This window comes from Frondihabitans cladoniiphilus (assembly GCF_039544345.1).
In the GTDB taxonomy this organism is placed as follows: domain Bacteria; phylum Actinomycetota; class Actinomycetes; order Actinomycetales; family Microbacteriaceae; genus Frondihabitans; species Frondihabitans cladoniiphilus.
Window position 1 is genome coordinate 62,335 of the sequence record NZ_BAABLM010000002.1, and the last position, 17,152, is coordinate 79,486.

At 70.4% G+C, this 17,152-nt stretch carries 14 protein-coding genes; 6 read left to right on the plus strand and 8 right to left on the minus strand.

Annotated elements, in window-relative coordinates; translation table 11 throughout:
* Window positions 1-10: 10 nt before the first annotated feature.
* Entirely contained in the window at window positions 11-385 is a 375-nt protein-coding gene (locus ABEA39_RS05305) for an FKBP-type peptidyl-prolyl cis-trans isomerase (protein WP_345374093.1), read from the minus strand.
* A 294-nt stretch (window positions 386-679) separates the two neighbouring features.
* Here ABEA39_RS05305 and ABEA39_RS05310 point away from each other — a divergent pair, with 294 nt between their 5' ends.
* On the plus strand, window positions 680-2,029 hold the full coding sequence (locus ABEA39_RS05310; RefSeq protein WP_425556920.1) for an MFS transporter: 1,350 nt from the start codon (window positions 680-682) through the stop codon (window positions 2,027-2,029).
* Between the two features lie 57 nt (window positions 2,030-2,086).
* Here the strand turns inward: ABEA39_RS05310 and ABEA39_RS05315 are convergent, their stop codons facing one another.
* The gene (locus ABEA39_RS05315; protein WP_345374097.1) at window positions 2,087-3,196 is read right to left on the minus strand and encodes a PrsW family intramembrane metalloprotease; all 1,110 of its coding nucleotides are present in this window, start codon (window positions 3,194-3,196) and stop codon (window positions 2,087-2,089) included.
* A gap of 127 nt (window positions 3,197-3,323) precedes the next feature.
* On the opposite strand from ABEA39_RS05315, the gene ABEA39_RS05320 reads away from it, so the two are divergent.
* Window positions 3,324-4,694, plus strand: a complete 1,371-nt coding sequence (locus ABEA39_RS05320) for a YihY/virulence factor BrkB family protein (protein ID WP_345374099.1) — start codon at window positions 3,324-3,326, stop codon at window positions 4,692-4,694.
* Between the two features lie 338 nt (window positions 4,695-5,032).
* Here ABEA39_RS05320 and ABEA39_RS05325 read toward each other — a convergent pair whose 3' ends face one another.
* Entirely contained in the window at window positions 5,033-6,529 is a 1,497-nt protein-coding gene (locus ABEA39_RS05325) for an aspartate ammonia-lyase (RefSeq protein WP_345374101.1), read from the minus strand.
* 122 nt (window positions 6,530-6,651) lie between these two features.
* Here ABEA39_RS05325 and ABEA39_RS05330 point away from each other — a divergent pair, with 122 nt between their 5' ends.
* On the plus strand, window positions 6,652-8,034 hold the full coding sequence (locus tag ABEA39_RS05330) for a family 16 glycoside hydrolase (protein ID WP_345374103.1): 1,383 nt from the start codon (window positions 6,652-6,654) through the stop codon (window positions 8,032-8,034).
* A gap of 9 nt (window positions 8,035-8,043) precedes the next feature.
* On the opposite strand, the gene ABEA39_RS05335 is transcribed toward ABEA39_RS05330, so the two are convergent.
* Both ABEA39_RS05335 and ABEA39_RS05340 read right to left on the minus strand, forming a co-directional pair.
* The gene (locus ABEA39_RS05335) at window positions 8,044-9,069 is read right to left on the minus strand and encodes an alcohol dehydrogenase catalytic domain-containing protein (RefSeq protein ID WP_345374105.1); all 1,026 of its coding nucleotides are present in this window, start codon (window positions 9,067-9,069) and stop codon (window positions 8,044-8,046) included.
* Window positions 9,066-9,536 (minus strand): MarR family winged helix-turn-helix transcriptional regulator, encoded by a 471-nt coding sequence (locus ABEA39_RS05340; RefSeq protein ID WP_345374107.1) that lies wholly within the window; start codon window positions 9,534-9,536, stop codon window positions 9,066-9,068. The genes ABEA39_RS05335 and ABEA39_RS05340 overlap by 4 nt, the downstream gene beginning before the upstream one ends.
* A gap of 75 nt (window positions 9,537-9,611) precedes the next feature.
* Between ABEA39_RS05340 and ABEA39_RS05345 the strand changes: the two genes are divergently transcribed.
* On the plus strand, window positions 9,612-10,448 hold the full coding sequence (locus tag ABEA39_RS05345; protein ID WP_345374110.1) for a phosphotransferase: 837 nt from the start codon (window positions 9,612-9,614) through the stop codon (window positions 10,446-10,448).
* A gap of 38 nt (window positions 10,449-10,486) precedes the next feature.
* On the opposite strand, the gene ABEA39_RS05350 is transcribed toward ABEA39_RS05345, so the two are convergent.
* Both ABEA39_RS05350 and ABEA39_RS05355 read right to left on the minus strand, forming a co-directional pair.
* A complete protein-coding gene (locus tag ABEA39_RS05350; protein WP_345374112.1) occupies window positions 10,487-11,008 on the minus strand; it encodes a hypothetical protein in 522 nt (173 codons plus the stop codon).
* Window positions 11,009-11,949: 941 nt separating this feature from the next.
* Entirely contained in the window at window positions 11,950-13,758 is a 1,809-nt protein-coding gene (locus ABEA39_RS05355; RefSeq protein WP_345374114.1) for a WXG100-like domain-containing protein, read from the minus strand.
* A 147-nt stretch (window positions 13,759-13,905) separates the two neighbouring features.
* Here ABEA39_RS05355 and ABEA39_RS05360 point away from each other — a divergent pair, with 147 nt between their 5' ends.
* Window positions 13,906-14,868, plus strand: coding sequence for an alpha/beta hydrolase (locus ABEA39_RS05360; protein WP_345374116.1), 963 nt, complete (start codon window positions 13,906-13,908; stop codon window positions 14,866-14,868).
* 366 nt (window positions 14,869-15,234) lie between these two features.
* The gene (locus tag ABEA39_RS05365; protein ID WP_345374119.1) at window positions 15,235-16,218 is read left to right on the plus strand and encodes an aggregation-promoting factor C-terminal-like domain-containing protein; all 984 of its coding nucleotides are present in this window, start codon (window positions 15,235-15,237) and stop codon (window positions 16,216-16,218) included.
* Here ABEA39_RS05365 and ABEA39_RS05370 read toward each other — a convergent pair.
* Window positions 16,205-17,137, minus strand: a complete 933-nt coding sequence (locus ABEA39_RS05370; RefSeq protein WP_345374122.1) for a diacylglycerol/lipid kinase family protein — start codon at window positions 17,135-17,137, stop codon at window positions 16,205-16,207. The two genes, ABEA39_RS05365 and ABEA39_RS05370, sit on opposite strands and share 14 nt — an antisense overlap.
* Window positions 17,138-17,152: the final 15 nt, after the last annotated feature.

The following is a 17,152-nucleotide window of genomic DNA, read 5'->3' on the forward strand; positions in this document are numbered from 1 at the left end:
GCCTCCGCCATCAGCTGACGCCCAAGAGGTCGATCACGAAGATCAGGGTCTTGCCGCTGAGCGGGTGACCCGAGCCGGCCGGGCCGTAGGCGAGGTGCGGCGGGAGCACGAGCTTGCGGCGACCGCCGACCTTCATGCCGGGGATGCCCTCCTGCCAGCCGCGGACGAGCGCCGCGAGGGGGAAGTTGATCGCTTCGCCGCGACCCCAGGAGGAGTCGAACTCTTCGCCGGAGTCGTACTCGACGCCGAGGTAGTGCACGTTGACGGTGGAGCCGGCCTGCGCCTCGGCGCCGTCGCCGACCGTGATGTCGGTGATCTCGAGTTCGGCGGGCGCGGGGCCCTCCGGCGCGTCGATCTCGGGCTTGGTGGATGAGTCGTGAGTCATGCCACCCAGTCAAGCGTGTTTGGTCGGATCGGGCCAACCCGTTCGCCAGGAGAGCAACGGGGGCGACGGATGTCGGCCTGGCCTGACGACGAGGGCCCCCTGTCGATCGGCCCCACATCGATGGGCCGGCCGCTCGCGTCCTCCCTGCGAGAATTCGAGTGGCCGGCCCATCGGGGTCCGCACCGAGAGTCGAGGTCATCGATGCGAACGTATGGAGGCTACGCCCGCAGGTGAACGCGGCGCAAACGCGGTGGGACCGCTCCCTGAACGTGGCCAGCCGAAAGCTCGCCGGGGATGCACGGAATCCGACAGACTGGACCCTTGACCACTCAGAAGAGCGAGCGCCGCGGGCTGCTCGTCGACCTCACTCCGCTCCGCTCCAGTCCGCCGTTCGCGCGCCTCTGGTTCGGCTCGTCCATCTCGGGCATCGGCTCGCAGCTGACCCTCGTCGCCGTGGGCCTCCAGATCTACGACATCACGCACTCGACCTTCGCCGTCGCGCTGGTGGGCGTGGTCTCGCTCCTGCCGATGATCGTGGCAGGCCTCTATGGCGGGATGCTCGCCGACGCGTTCGACCGGAGGCTCGTCGCCATCCTCGCCGCCGTCGTGGCCTGGCTCGCGACCGCCGCCATCGTGACGCAGGCGTTCCTCGGCCTCGAGAACACCGTGCTGCTCTACGCCCTGTCGACGATCAGCGCCGTCGCCGCCACGATCATCGCGACGTCGCGGGCCGCGATCATCCCCCGATTGCTGCCGACGGAGCTCCTCCCGGCCGCGTCCGCCCTGAACGGCATCTCGATCGGCATCCAGCTCACCCTGGGGCCGGCGCTCGCCGGCGTCCTCGTCGCAGCGGTCGGCTTCCCCGCCACGTACACCGTCGACCTGGTGCTCTTCGCGGCCGCGTTCCTCGGCATCTTCTCGCTGCCCGCGATCAAGCCGGAGGGCGAGACCCAGCGCCCCGGCCTCGAGTCGCTCCTGTTCGGCATGCGTTTCTTGAAGAAGTCCCCGAACATCCGGATGACCTTCATCGTCGACATCATCGCGATGACGTTCGGCCAGCCCCGCGTGCTCTATCCGGTGGTCGGAGCGGTCCTGATCGGCGGAGGAGCCGTCACGGTCGGTGTGCTCACGGCGTCGTTCGCGGTCGGGGCCCTGCTGTGCAGCCTCGTCTCCGGCAGGCTCGGGCACGTCAGGCGGCAGGGGGCAGCGGTGTCGATCGCGATCGGGGCGTACGGGGCGTGCATCCTCGGATTCGGCGTGGTCCTCCTCGTCGCTCAACTGGGCGGGCACCGGGGCGTCGGCAGCCTGACGGCCGGCTTCACCTCGGCGAACCTCGTCGCGCTGCTGTTCGCGGCGATCGCACTCGCCGGCGCCGGAGCGGCCGACAACGTCTCGTCCATCTTCCGGTCGACGATCCTCCAGTCGGCGGCGCCCGACGCGATGCGCGGACGGCTGCAGGGCGTCTTCACCGTGGTCGTGACCGGCGGACCCCGGGTCGGCGACCTGTTCGTCGGCCTGCTGGCCGCCGCCGGGACGGTCTGGCCGCCCCTGCTCGGCGGGGCGCTGATCATCGCCCTCATCGGGCTGCTGGCGCGATTCCAGCCGTCGTTCCGGAACTACGACGCCGCGCATCCCACGCCCTGACGTCGTCCCGATCCTGAAGTCGTCAGGGGCCCGGGGTCGTCAGGAGCCGCGATGTCGTCAGGACCCGCGGAGCGCCTCTCGGCCCGCGGCGACGGCGGCGAGCAGCTCCTGCTCGTCGTGGCGAGCGGCCCGAAGGGCTCGCTCGGAGCGCTTCGTCGAGAGGAGCCGCTGCCGGGTGGAGGCGAGCCGAGTGGCGTCGGAGATGAACCGGCGCATGACCTGGGCGCGCCCGTTGCGCGCGGCCCACTTCTGGGCTCGGCGCCTCGACGAACCGCGGCTGAGCATCCTCACCTCGTCGTCGTCGAACCAGCCGCCGGCCGCGTACTCGCCGAGCCGCAGCCGGGTGACCCGCCGTTCGAGGTAGCGCAGGACGATCACGAGAGCGACGCAGGCCAGGAAGATCGGCACCTGCACGAGCACGTAGTAGCTGACGAAGCGGTCGCCGACGACGACGAGCGCTCCGTTCCAGAGGGCGTGCATCAGGATCGCCGGGACGAGTCCGACCGCGAAGAAGAGCAGCGTGCGAGGGCCGAACGAACGCCGGGCGGCCAGGCCGAGGGCGAAGCCGGTGCAGGCCGTGTAGATGATGTGGCCGAACGGGGCCATGAGGGCGCGGATCAGGAAGACTCCGCCCAGGTCGGTGCCGCCGAAGGCCTGGTCGACGACCTGGACCGAGAAGTACTGGACGTTCTCGACGAAGGCGAAGCCCGCCGCGACGGTCGCCGCGTAGACGATCCCGTCGACCGGTCCGTCGAAGTGCTTACGGAAGAGCCAGAGCACCAGCAGCACGCCGAGTCCCTTCGCGATCTCCTCGACGATCGGCGCCTGGATCACGGCCCCCACGACGTCCGAGCCGAGTGCCGGACCGCCGAGGGCGCTCTGGATGCTCTGCAGCGCGAAGTCGAAGGCGAGAGCCGCGCCGACGGAGACCCCGGCCCCCCAGAAGAAGGCGAAGACGAGAGCCACCGGCGGCTCGGGTTCCCAGCGATCGACCAAGCGGATGCCGATGAGCACGATCACGAGCGGCACCACCGCGAGGGTCAGCCCCTCCCCCAGGACCCGGGCCGGGAGGACGGCGAGGAAGTAGACCACGACGGCGACCGCGAAGCTCGCGATGACGACGAAGCCGGCGGCGAGCGCCGCGAAGTTGCCGGTGAGGCGGCGCACGTCAGGCCGGGTTCGGGTGCGTCGCGGCCTGCATGCGGATCAGCCTAGGGGCGCGGTGACGGGCCGGCGTCCGCCGGGCGGGAGCGACCGACCGACCGGGCCCGTGCATCCCCGGTATCCTGGGCCCATGCCTGGAACCGTTGCGGAGGCGACGGCCCGCGTGAATCGGCTCCTCACGCCCATCGCCACGACGACGCTCCGCCTGGTGCGGCCGGTCTGGGCCGTGATCCTGGTGATCTGGTGGCCGATCTGGCGGTTCTTCCGCTGGGTGGCCCGTCTGTCCACGCGGTTCGCGCTCGCGGTGGGGTGGCCGTGGATGAAGCCGTTGGGGCTCCTCGTCGCCCGCCCGTTCGTCTGGGCGTGGAACGCGTATCTGGTGGTGGGCGCGCGCGACCCGATCCCGTGGCGGTACGCTCTGCGACGCACGTATCACGGGTTCCTCCGGCACCGGACCATCGACGCCGCCGCCTCGCTGGCGTTCTTCTCGACCCTCGCGCTCTTCCCCGGTGCCCTGAGCGTCGTGTCGGCGGTCGCGCTGGGCCAGGACGGCGGCGACGCCGTGAGCGACATCCTCGACATCGCTCGCATCGCCATCGGCCCGAGCGCGGCCGACGTGCTGCAGAAGCCTCTGGTCGCCCTGCTCGGGCTGCAGGCCCCCGGGGTGTCGCTCGGCATCGGCCTGACGCTGACGATCTGGTCCATGTCGGGCTACTCCTCCGCGTTCGGGCGGGCGATGAACGCGATCTACGGGGTGCAGGAGGGCCGTCGCTTCTACAAGCTGCGCTGGTTCATGATCGTGCTCGGATCGGTGCTGACCGTGCTGTTCGCGGCCATCGCCGCGATCCTCCTGATCACTCCGAGCATCGCCCAGGGCATCGGCGACCAGTTCCGGTTCGGCGAGTTCTTCGTCGTGATCTGGAACGTCTTCAAGTGGCCCGTGCTGGTCGGGCTCGTCGTGCTGGCCGTCGGGCTCCTCTACTACTTCACGCCGAACATCAAGCACCCGGAGGTGCGGTGGGTCTCGTACGGCGCGCTTCTGGCGATCGCGGGGTGGGCGCTGGCGACGGCCGGCTTCGCGGTCTACGTCGTGACGTTCTCCAACTACGACCACCTGTACGGCTTCCTGGGCGGGGCCGTGGTGCTTCTGATCTACGCCTTCATCAGCAATCTCGTGCTCGTCCTCGGCGGCGAGCTGGACGCCGAGATCATCCGGGTGCGCTATCTGCAGTCCGGGGTCGAGGCCGAGGGTCTCATCCCCCTGCCGTTGCGCGACAGCAAGCGCAACCTCGCCCTCGCCCGGCACCTGTCGCTCGACCTCGTCGACGGGCGCACCATGCGGCTCAAGGCCGTGCGCCTCTACGGTCCGCCCACGCTCGACGAGGACGGCCAACCGCACGTGCGGCCGCGGTTCCAGACCATGAGCGGCATGGCGACCCCGAAGTCGATCGCCGACCCCGCGGAGGACGAGACGCCGCTGTCGTCGCAGGACGACGACTAGCCGGCGGCTGATCGGGCGACTCCAGAACACGCTGCTCACTTTCGACAAGGGCAGCACCTTCTGGAGTCGCCGACGGGCCCGCGCGCGGGGCACTCCAGAACACGCCGCTGCAGCTCGAACCTGAGCGGCGTGTTCTGGAGTCGGCGGGAGCGCGAGGCCGGACCCCCTGCGCCGTCAGGGCGACTCCAGAACACGCTGCTCACTTTCCATGAGGGCTGCACATTCTGGAGTCGGCGGCGGACAGTCGGCGGCGGGCGGCGGGCAGCGGGCAGCGGACGGCGGGCAGCGGGCAGCGGGCAGCGGACGACTGTGCGAGCGACCCACGACACGGACGACGACTAGCCGGCGGTCTCCTCCGAGTGGGGCGCGTCGAGGGTCGCCAGGTGCGCGGAGATCTGCTCGGCCGTGGCGACGGGGATGCTCGTGGTGATCGCCTCGAGCCCCGAGAGGCGCGCCGGCGACAGCACCTTCTGCACGTGCTCGGCGTCCATCAGGCCGGCCGCGACGACCAGGGTCGCGATCGACGTATTGGTCGCGAGCGCCGTGTGCGCGATGGACGCCGCCGCCGCATAGCCGATGAACGGGGTGAGGGCCGTGACGACGCCGATGTTCGTCTCGACCTGCTGCGCCAGCCGGTCGGTGTTGGCCTGGACGCCGTCGACGCTGTTCACCCGGAGGGTCTCGCAGGCGTGGCGCAGCCAGACGATGCTCTGCAGCACCGAATGCGCGATGACGGGCTCGAACGCGTTGAGCTGGAGCTGGCCCGCCTCGGCGGCCATCGTGACCGTGACGTCGGCCCCGGCGATGGCGAAGGCGACCTGGTTGACGACCTCCGGGATCACCGGATTGACCTTGCCCGGCATGATCGACGAGCCGGCCTGACGGGGCGGAAGAGTGATCTCCCCCAGACCGGCCTGCGGCCCGGACGAGAGCAGGCGGAGGTCGTTGCAGATCTTCGAGAGCTTGATGGCGCTGCGCTTCACCGCTCCGGAGACGGTCATGTAGACGCCGGCGTCGCTGGTGGCTTCGATCAGGTCGGGGGCCGTGACCATCTCGATGCCCGAGAGGTCGCTGAGGTGGCGCCGGACCGCCTCCGCGTAGTTCGGGTCGGCCGTGATGCCCGTGCCGATGGCCGTCGCCCCGAGGTTGATCTCGGCGAGGAGCGGCAGGGTGTCGCGGAGCCGCTGCTGGTCTTCGCCCAGGGTGTGCGAGAAGCCGGTGAACTCCTGGCCGAGCGTCATCGGCACGGCGTCCTGCAGCTGGGTCCGCCCGACCTTGAGGACGTCGCGGAATTCGTGCCCCTTGGCCGCGAAGGCCGAGGCGAGGAGCCCGAGCTCGTCGACCAGCTTGGCCAGCGTGAACGACATCGCCAGTTTGATGGCCGTCGGGTAGGTGTCGTTGGTCGACTGCGACCGGTTGACGTCGTCGATCGGGTGCAGGTACTCGTACTGCCCCCGCTCGTGGCCGAGGATCTCGAGCGCGCGGTTCGCGATGACCTCGTTGCTGTTCATGTTGGTCGAGGTGCCGGCACCGCCCTGGATCACGTCGACGCGGAACTGGTCGTGCAGCGCCCCCGCGCGGATCTCCTCGCAGGCCTGCTCGATCGCCCGCGCCTTGCGCTGATCGAGGACGCCGATCTCGACGTTGGCCCGGGCGGCCGCCTGCTTGACCACCGCGAGCGCCTCGACGAGCTCCGGGTACACCGAGATCGGCCGGCCGCTGATCGGGAAGTTCTCGAGAGCACGAAGGGTGTGGATCCCCCAGTAGGCGGCCTGCGGCACCTCTTTCGATCCGAGGGAATCGGTCTCGACGCGGGTGTCTTTCTCGGTGGGCACAACAAGCTCCTTCGATCGTGTACCCGCGAGCCTAGCCAGAACGGGGGTGCGTCTTCCGCAGCCGCCTCGGCTACAGTGATCGCAACCTGGTTGGAATCACCAACCGCCCAGGAGAGGCCCACGTGTCGGATCAGGACACGGTGTCGCACGACGGCACCCGACGACTCCACCTCCGGCGCGCCCGCGACTTCCTCTTCGGCCGGCGAGGGCTCTTCTCCGGCAGGAAGGCCGTCGCAGCCGTGGGCGTCCTCCTTCTCGCGGCCCTCTGGCTCACCGCGCAGTACGCCCCCTTCACGCAGTCGGGCTTCACGGCGAGCGTGAGCGGCTCGACGAACACGCTCGGCACGAACGCGAACTTCAGCCCCAGCGGCGGGGTGCTGCCCTACAGCGACGCCTGGCCGGGCGGCGACCTCGGCTGGAACACCTACAACGGCAGCTGGGCGACGTCGGGCGGGGTGTACTCCGACACCCTCGGCGGGGGCGGCGGCAACAAGGCCGTCAGCGGCCAACCAACCTGGACCGACTACACGGTGCAGGGCGACGTGCGGGTGAACACGTCCGGCCAGGGGGGCCTCCTTTTCAGGGTGCAGAACCCGAAGAACGGCACGGATGCCCTGCAGGGCTACTACCTCGGCGTCTACACCCTGAACGGCCTGGTCCTCGGCCGGCAGAACAACAACTACACGCAGCTCGCATCGACCACGCTCTTCGTGCCGACGGTCGGCACCTGGTACCACGTGACGGCGCAAGTCACCGGCTGCACCATCGTCGCGTCGATCGTGCAGGTGGGCTCGACGGCGAGCCCCGCCTCGTTCGCCTACACCGATCCCGCCGCCACCTGTCTCACGGCCGGCGCCATCGGCGTGCGCGACTTCAACAGCACCGCGTCGTTCCGGAACGTCACCGCGACCGTCGGGGGCACGACCTCGACGACGGTCGCCACCTACAACGCGCCCTTCGCCTCGAGCACCAGTGGCTGGACGACGTACGGCACGGGCAGCACGTGGACCAACACGACGGCGGCGGAGACCTACAACAACACTTCCGGCGGACAGGGCGAGAAGTCGATCGCCGGAGTCGCCTCGTGGAAGAACTACACCCTCACCGGCGACGTGCAACTCGTCGGCACGTCGTCGCCGTCGGTCAGCGCGGGTTTTCTCGTGAGAGTCTCGAGCCCCGCCTCGGGGGTGAACGCGTTCAAGGGCTACTACGCCGGGCTGTCGTCGTCGACGCTCGTCGTGCAGGAGAGCGACGGCACCACCCTGAGCACCCTCGCGACCGCCAACCTGCCCGCAGCTCTCGGCACCGGCACCTGGTATCACCTGACGGTCGAAGCGGTGGGATGCACGATCACCGCCACTGCGCAGTCGAAGACCGGCAGCGTGCTCACCGTGGCCGCGGCCACCGACGCGAACTGCTCGACGACGACCACGGGCCAGGTCGGGGTGCGGACCGTCGGCACGACGGCGTCGTGGCGCGACGTGGCGGTGACGCCGCGAGCGTGACGCCACGGGTCATGTCGTGACGACGAGCTTGCCGCTGCCGTGCCCCGCGAGCATCGTCTCGTGCGCCAGGACGATCTCGTCCATGGGGAAGACGCGCTGGATCGGCACGACCGCGTCGCCTGCCGCGACGGCGTCCAGGAACGCCTGCAGCACCGCCGCCGGCAGATCGGACGCGTCGCCGCCGTAGCCCGTCAGCCAGACGCCGCGGGGGATGTCGCCGGTCGGGTAGAAGTCGGGCAGGGTCCAGGAGTTGGAGAGCATCCCCGTCATGCACGCCAGGCCGTGGTAGCCGACGGCCTGCATCGTGTCGACGAGGGTCGGGGCGCCGACGAGTTCGAGCGCGGTGTCGACCCCGTCGGGCACGATCGCCCGGACCGCCGCCGCCACGTGCCCGTCGTCGACGATCACGTGGTCGACGCCGATGGCCGTCAGGGAGTCGGCTTTGGCCGGGTTGCGCGTCGTGGCGAACACGGTCATGCCGCGCTGCTTGGCGAGGACGGCGGTGGCCATGCCGATCGAGGAGGTGCCGCCGCGGATGAGGATCGACTCCCCCGGCCTGACGTCGAGCCCCACGACCATGGAGCCATTGGCCGTCTGCAGCATCTCGCCGACGGCGCCGAGAGTCGACCAGGGCAGGTCGGAGGCGAACGGGATCACCTGCGAGGCCGGCACCGCGGTGTACTCGGCGTAGCCTCCGTCGAACGTCCGCCCCATGCCGCCCATCATCGCGACGACCTGCTGGCCGACCTCGAACTCGCCTCCGGGCGCCGCTGCCACGACACCGGTCGCCTCGATCCCGAGAACGCGCGGGAATGTCACGCCGTCGGCCAAACCCTCGCGGGTGTGCAGCTCGGACCGGTTGAGGCCGAACGCCTTGACCTCGATCAGCACCCAGCCGGCCTCGGGGGTCGGCACCAGGAGGGTTCGGATGGCCAGCGCCCCGGGCTCCGCCTCGGTGCCGGGGGCGTCGAGCACGACGGCTCGCATGGTGCGCGGGATGCTCGGGTCGGCGTGGATCGTGTCGGTGGCGGTCATGCGGGTGCTCCTTCGGGGGTGGGCGCGGCAGGGGTGCCGGCGTGACGGGTGGAGGCGCGCAGCGCCGACAGCGTGTCGGCGAAACGGTCGAGGTCGGCGACGGTGAGGGGGGAGCCGAGCCGCTTCTGCAACTCGTCCTCGACGGTCCGACGCGCGGCGTGGAGGGCTCTCTCACCGGCGGGTGTGACGGACACGATCGACGAGCGGCGGTCGTCGGGGTTCGGACGGCGTGCACAGAGCCCCTGCGCTTCGAGCCGATCGACGATCTTGCTGGCGCCGCCCACGGTGATCACCAGCTCGTCGGCGACGTCGAGCACTCGGCAGGTGTCGCGGGAGTCGATGGCGCGGAGGGTCTCGTAGTTCGCGAGGGAGAAGTCGAGGTCGGTCTTGAGGCGCACGTCGACTGCGTTCCAGAGCGTGATCTGGTAGCGGACGAGGTCGCTGAAGACGGTCGCGAGGTCGGTCATGGCTCAGCCCTTCGATTTTCTATTCCATGGATGTAACTTCCATGGAAGCTAAATGGACGGTAGCAGAATGATGCGATGGAAGGCAATTGGATCGAGTCCGACGCGGGCCTGCCGGAGGTCCCTCTCGAGGGCGGCGACGTGACCGAGGGGCTGGTGCGGGTGGGCGACACGGTGCGCCGCCCGCGACTGCCGTCGTCGAACGGGGTGCGGCTGTTGCTGGAGCACCTCGAACGAGTCGGGTTCGACGGCGCCCCGAGGCACCTCGGCGTCGATGCCCGGGAGCGGGACGTGCTGAGCTACGTCGACGGAGAGGTCGCGACACGGCCGTGGCCCGAGTGGGTGGCCGACGAGGGGCGGCTCGTGAGCCTGGCCCGACTGGTGCGGCGCTACGACGACGCCGCGGTGCTGGCGGGGCTGCCGGAGTGGGCCGAGGAGCTGCGGCCCGTGCATCCCCCGGGCTCGCCGTCGTCGACTGCGCCTGCAGCGAGGTTCTTGGCCCACCTCGACATCACTCCGGAGAACGTGGTGTTCCGCGACGGCACCGCGCAGTCGCTGATCGACTTCGACCTCGCGCGACCGGCGACCCGGGTCGAGGAGATGGCGAACCTGCTGCTCTGGTGGGCGCCGTGGATGCCCGTCGAGGATCGGCAGGACGCCCTGCGGGAGGCGGACCCGTTCCGCCGCGCTCGGCTCGCCGTCGAGGCGTACGGTCTGTCGGCCGAGGATCGAGCGCTGCTCGTGCCGGTCAGCCGGAACATCGCCGACCGGTCGTGGTTCTCGATGCGGCACCGCGCCGAGACGCTCGGTGGTGGCTGGCGGCGGATGTGGGACGAGGGGGTCGGCGACGTGATCCTGCGCCGACGGGAGTGGCTGGCGGCGCATGCTCGGGAGTTGGACGCCTCGGTGCGGTGACTCGGCACGGTGAGTCGGCGGCAGCTGCGTCGGCGGTCTCAGCCGAGGTGCGACTCGACGACTCCTTCCATGCGGGCGACGAGAGCGGCCCGATACGGGAACTTTCGCGCCAAATCGAGAGGGCTGAAGCCCCAGGCGTTCTTCGTGGTGACGTCGAGACCGGGCTGGGCGAACCACAGGTCGTACAGCGGCGACAGGGCCTCGTCGTCGAACTTCAGGTTCACGATGGCCTGAAGCGGCAGACGCTGTTTCGAGTCGAGGGCGTTGACGTCGGCACCCGCGTCGATGAGGCGGGCGGCCAGGGCTACCTCGGCGGGGAGGTCGTGCTTGACCTGCCCGAAGAGGACATGGAGGGCGTTCTCGCCCTCGTCGTTGGTCTCGGACGCATCCGCGCCGTCGTCGAGGAGGATGCCGCTCACCTCGTACCGCGACGGCAGATCCTTCCGGCCGACCGCATTCAGGAGCAGAAGGGGAATCGTCGTCGCGTCGGCCGGACGGTAGGCGGCCGTGAAATCACCGATCGATCCGCGACGGGTGAGGAAGGGCAGGTCGGTATCCACAGTCGAGTGTCTCAGGCGGCGAGTGTCTACGGCCCCTGGAACGGCGGGCGGCGTGTCCTGGGCTGGCGGAGCCGGGGATCAGCGCCCCTGCTAGGCCGGAGAGAGACTCCCCGGCCCGGGTACCTGCGGCGGAACCGCCTGAACGGGCGGAGCCGGCAAAAGCCGCCCCTGTTCGAGAAGACTCCCTCGGACAGCAGCGACTGCCTCCGCCGACGACGAGGCCGTCCCGGGTGCACCGACGGTGAGGATCGCTCCCTCTCCGAACGCTTCGAGGGTCGCCCCCTCGAGGGATGAAGGGAGATTCGCGACCACGGGTGAGAACCACGACACCGCTCCGACATCGGGCAGTCGACTCGGCCCTCCGCGCTGAGCTCGAAGCATCGGTTTCGTCAGAAGGGCGGCAGTGTCGGGTTTCCAGAGGGAGACGAGGCCCCGCAGGAGTTCCCCGGCGATGGGAACGATCTCCTCGTCCAACGGATAGTCGGAACTCGATCCCGTCGATGGCTCTCCGAACTTCAGGAGGAACCGGTTCGACGGAACACTCAGAACCCCTTCGGCTTCACCCGCACTGACGGTGAATTTGGCCCTGGAGAAACCGTCTGACGACTCGCTGACGATGCTGACGGCGTGTCCGCTCAAGGGATCGGGGCGACCGTGATCGTCCCGGATCACGGAGCGTCGGACGAAATCGCGCCACCCGCCGAGGTCGTCGGGGACGAGCCGAGGGCTCTCAGTGAACTCGAGCCATGGGCGAGCGAGCCGGCCGCCGAAACTCCGGAGGAGTTCTGTCGTGGATGCCATTCGTGCGGCGAGCTCGTCGACGGAATCGGATCGGCCTCCCCAGAAGCCGCGCAGAATGACGTCCTCACGGTTCCACGAAGAGGCTTGGTCAACGAATGCAGTCATGGTCTTCTCACCCTATCGGCGGCGTGTGCAACGCCCTAGGGCGCGAGAGGGACATAGAGAACGCGGATATCGCCAAGGCCCGCCTCCTCGAACGCGTCTTGAAGTGGTTCGATCAGCTCAGGGTTCCGCGTCAGGATCCATTCTTTGATGCTCCCCTCGGGGATGACTCTGGCCTGACGTTGAGCCTGCTCCACCCACTGGCCGATCTCCAGTTCGACCGCATCGGCCGGCTTGAACGGCATGTAAAGGATGTCGTAATTACCCTTGACCTCCTGATACACGGAGAGGGGAGGGTCTCCCCTCCAGTGGAATCCGTCGATTTCCACATCGCGCCTGCCGGGGCCGCCGGAAATGACGTATTCCATCGTCTCGCCATCAGGCGTGAGTTCCACACCAGTCGCGTGGATCTGATCGGGCCGTCCCCTCGGAGAACGGCTCACGTGCTTCCAGACACCGGGCCCACCCTCGGAGCTTCCGAGCACGGGCGGATCGTCGAGCGACCGCGCGACATCGGCGCGAGGCGTGATCACCACGCCCTCGGCCGTCAGCGCCGGCTCGCCGCGGACCTCAGACCCGAGTTCTTTGCCCGGTCCGGGCACGAGGCCGTGTTCAGGCGCGAGCCCCGAGTCGGCTGAATCGACCAAGGCCCTGTTTACCGGCATGTCAGCCGCGAATCTCCCGGCAGCCCTCGCGGCCACGCGGGACGAAACGGCCCTCACTCCGATGACGGCTCCTTCCCCGAGCATTCCGAACGCCGCACCACCGACGAAGCCGCTCACCGCAGCATCCGCCAGATTCGCCTTCGGGTCGACGATCGCGGTGACGGCGACGTTGCCGGCCGCACCGCCGAGGCCGTACTTGGCGCTCTTCCCGGCGAAGACCGCGACCTTCACGCCGATCTTCTCCGACAGCGACGCGGCCTTGACGAACGAGCTGCCCGCCGCCACCGCCTCGTCGGCGATCTTCAACGCAGCGGAGGCGAGGCGCGCGATGAAGGCAAGGATCCGGCTGACCGATGCGGCGACCTCGGCCGCCGCTCCTGCCGCGGCGGCCGCGTCCGACAGTCCCGCCGTCACGAACGTGAGGACGAGCCCGCCGGCGGCCGTCAGCTCGACCTGCAGAAGCAGGCTCTGCAGCTCGCGCTCGGTGTCGGTGTGCACCTGGTCGATGTGCGACGCGAACGACACGCAGGCACCGCCGAGCACGCCCGCCTGGCTCGCCAGGTCCGAGACGTGCCCCTGCACCGTGGTCACCGTCGACCGGATCGAGTCCATCTCGGGCGTCTGCGACGACGACAGGGCGTCCAGGATGCGCGTGCACCCGGAGACGGCCGAGTCCAGGTCGGAACCCAGCGCCTTCCACGCCGCGCCGGCGCTCTTCAGCTTGCCCGTGTCGCCGTCCGGCCACAGATCTCCGATGAAGTTCGCTACGAGGTCGAATCCCGCGGCGCCGAACGATCGCGAGCCGCCGGACGCGGTCGGGGGCGGCGACGTCCGCTCGGCCACCGGCGTCGACGGGGCGGTGGTGCCGGGCGCCTGGCCGGCGTGCCCGGCCGACAGCCAGTCCGCCGTCGCGTAGTTGAGGCCGGTCACAGCCAGACCCGCCGAGACCTGCTCGAGGGCCAGGACCAGACCGTCGAGCCCCGTGAACGCATCCTTCGCGGCACCGTCGTACGACGACGCCCAGGTCACCCCGGACGGGTCGGAGCCCGCCATGCGGGAGAGTCCGGCGAGGGATGCCCGCGCCGCATCCCGCGCCGCCCTCACGCTCGCGGCAGCGGACGACGCGGCGGACGCGGCGACGACGAAGTCGTCCGTCTCGACGTCGATCACGGTTCCGGCCATCGTCACCCCTCAGGACTCAGCACGCGTGTCGAGAGGCCCTGCACCCCTCCCCGGCGAGCGTACAACTCGTTCTACCGGACGTAAAGCCGACCCCGTGGCGCAGGATGGACGGGCCACAGTGCCGTGGCCGAGACGAAGGAGTTTCCCATGACCGCTTCCGTGCATCCCGCGCCCCCGTTCGATCCGGAGGTCGCGCCCGTCCTCGAAGCGCTCCGCGGCCAGATGCCGCCGACGCTCTCCCCCGAGCTGATCCCCCTGATGAGGCAGGCACCCGCCGTGCCCATCGAGGATCTCATCGCCGACCGGCCCATCCGCCACGAGGAGCGCACGATCCCCGTCGAGGGCGGCGAGGTGACCGTGTCGATCTTCACTCGCACCGACCACGCGCCCGGCTCCCCCGGGATCTTCCACACCCACGGCGGCGGCATGATCATCGGCGACCGATTCACCGGTGCGCCCGAATACCTCGCCTGGGTCGACACCCTCGACGTCGTGGTCGTCTCGATCGAATACCGGCTCGCCCCCGAGCACCCCGACCCGACCCCGATCGACGACTGCTACGCGGGCCTCGTGCGGACCGCCGAGCACGCCGACGAGCTCGGCTTCGACCCGGCCCGCCTCGTGATCGCGGGCGCCAGCGCCGGCGGAGGCCTCGCCGCAGGAGTCTCCCTCAAGGCGCGCGACGAGGGCGGACCGGCGCTCGCCGCGTCGCTCCTGATCTACCCCATGCTCGACGACCGCAACGAGACCGTGTCGAGCCACCAGATCGACGGGATCGGCGTCTGGGACCGCGGCAGCATCGACACCGGGTGGGATGCCCTGCTCGGCGATCGACGCAAGACCGACGCCGTCTCGCCCTACGCCGCACCGGCCCGTGCAACCGACTTCTCGGGCCTCCCGCCGACCTTCGTCGACTGCGCCACCGCCGAGGTGTTCCGCGACGAGGACGTCGCCTACGCCTCGGCGATCTGGGCCCAGGGCGGGATCGCCGAGCTGCACGTCTGGCCGGGCGGGTTCCACGGCTTCGACCTGTTCGTGCCGAACGCGCGGATCTCGATCGAGGCCACAGCGGCCCGGGTGGCCTGGCTGCGGCGCGTGCTCGATCTGTGACCCGCACCTGAGGCGGAACCGGGGTCTCCCGCGCTGTCGCGGAGCACGTCGATCCATGCAAATGCATCGGTGGACAGAGGATTCTGCCAGGTGTTTCGGCGCACCTGTCCAGAAACGGCTTGCATACTCGCCACTTCGCCTCCGCCGGCCCCTGCAGTGCAGTCGGCCCGGAGCGCGTGAGGCCGAAAGCCTCGAGACCCCGCCACCGATCCACCACTGGCCCACGTCACCACGGAACCCGCGCATCGCCGGGCGACCGTCCGGCGTGCGGCATGGCTCTGCTCCGCGACCACCGGGAGCCAAGGCTTCGACGTTGCCCTGTCCTCGTTCGACGTGGTGTGCACTCGGTCGATCCATTGGACCCACTTGCGCCTCGTCACGCCCCGCTCCACCCCGACCACCGCCTCTTCCGCGCTCGACGCCAGCACGCCGGCCACGCGCCGCGACCTCGCCGCCGCTCGCCGCGCCTCGACCCGCCGACGCAACCGGCCGAAGATCGTCGCCCTCTCCGCCGTCGCCGCGTGCGCCCTCGTCGCCGGCACCGGCTTCGTCACGACCGGCGGCGGCTCGGCCTTCGGCGCCGCCGCCGCTGCTGCCACCGGAGTGGCCACCGGTGCCGCGTCGTCGGTCGGCCTCGACATCGGCCCGACCCTCGGAACGCCCACGCCGACCGTCACCGCCACGACCGACGGCCGCGTCTCCGTGCACGCCGGCTCCGCCGTGAGCGAGGCCACCGCGGACATGACCGCGGCCCAGGCGATCGCGACGGCGAAGCAGGTCGCGCAGGCAGCGGCGGGCAAGGCCGACGCCACCGCGCTGACCGCGAACGTGACCGAGCTCGCCGACTACAAGAAGCTCGCGCCCGACACGATCCTCGCTCGCGTCCAGGTGACGCAGACCGCCGCCCAGACCGTCGCTGCGGCCACCGACGCCGCGAACCAGCAGATCGCCGCTCAGCAGGCCGCTGACGCCGCCGCTGCGGCCGCAGCCGCTCAGGCTCAGGCCGACGCCGCCGCTGCCTCCGCCAAGCTCGCCGCGGGCAACACCGTCGCCGGAGCCCAGGCGACCGCCGCCGCCCTCGCCAGCTCGCAGTACGGCTGGGGAGCCAGCCAGTTCACCTGCCTCGTCTCGCTGTGGAGCAAGGAGTCGGGCTGGCGGTACACGGCGCACAACTCGAGCGGAGCCACGGGCATCCCCCAGGCCCTGCCCGGAAGCAAGATGGCCTCGGCCGGCACCGACTGGGCCTCGAACGCCACCACCCAGATCATCTGGGGGCTCGGCTACATCAAGGGCTCGTACGGCTCGCCGTGCGCCGCGTGGGCGCACTCGCAGTCGGTCAACTGGTACTGATCGAGCCGCCCCCGCCCGGGGCCCTCGGCGGCGCGAACACGCGAAGAGCGCCGGGCACGATCTCGACGTCGACCGGCAGCGGGCCGATGCGTTCGCCGTCGCCGTAGGCCGCGACACCCGGGGCGTCGATGGTGACGCGGGTCGCCCGGGAGACGTTGACCCGGGCATCCCCCGTGTGCGTGCCTTTCGCGACGCGCGGGAAGAGGCGCACGAACGTCGCCCGGGACAGCCGGTCGACGACCAGCACGTCGGCCAGCCCGTCGTCGATCACGGCGTCGGGCAGCAGGCGGATGCCGCCGCCGACCGACGGCGCGTTGCCGACGGTGACGAGAATGCCGGGGACCGACTGCTCGCGGCCGTCGATCGTGATCTCGTAGTCGACCCGCCGCAGCCGCAGCAGCTCGAGCACGAGGGCGATGTCGTAGCGGATCCGCCCCCGGGGCCGCCGCATCCGGTTGGCGCGCTCGTTCACGAAGGCGTCGAACCCGGCCGAGACGCCTCCCGCGACCCAGGTGGTGCCGCCGTCGGTACGCCGCACGCGCAAGGCGTCGACCGAGAGCGGGGGATGCCCCAGCCACCCCTCGAGGAGGTGCAGGGCCTCGAGCGGCTCCTCGTAGGGGATCCCGAGCGCACGGGCGAAGTCGTTGCCCGTCCCGGTCGGGACGATGCCGAGGGGGATGCCCGACTGCGCCAGGAGCCCGGTGCCGAGCGAGACCATTCCGTCGCCGCCGACGACCACCAGCGCGTCGGGGCGCGACTCGACGGCCGACCGGGTGGCGGCCAGGAGGTCGTCGTAGCTGGATCGGTCGAGCGCCACGACGTCGTGCCCCGCCGCCCCCAGCCGCTCGACCACCACGGGGCCGAGGGGTTTGCGCCGCCCGAACGACGCCGACGGGTTGACCGCGACGACGATCCTCATCGGGCGCGCCTCGTC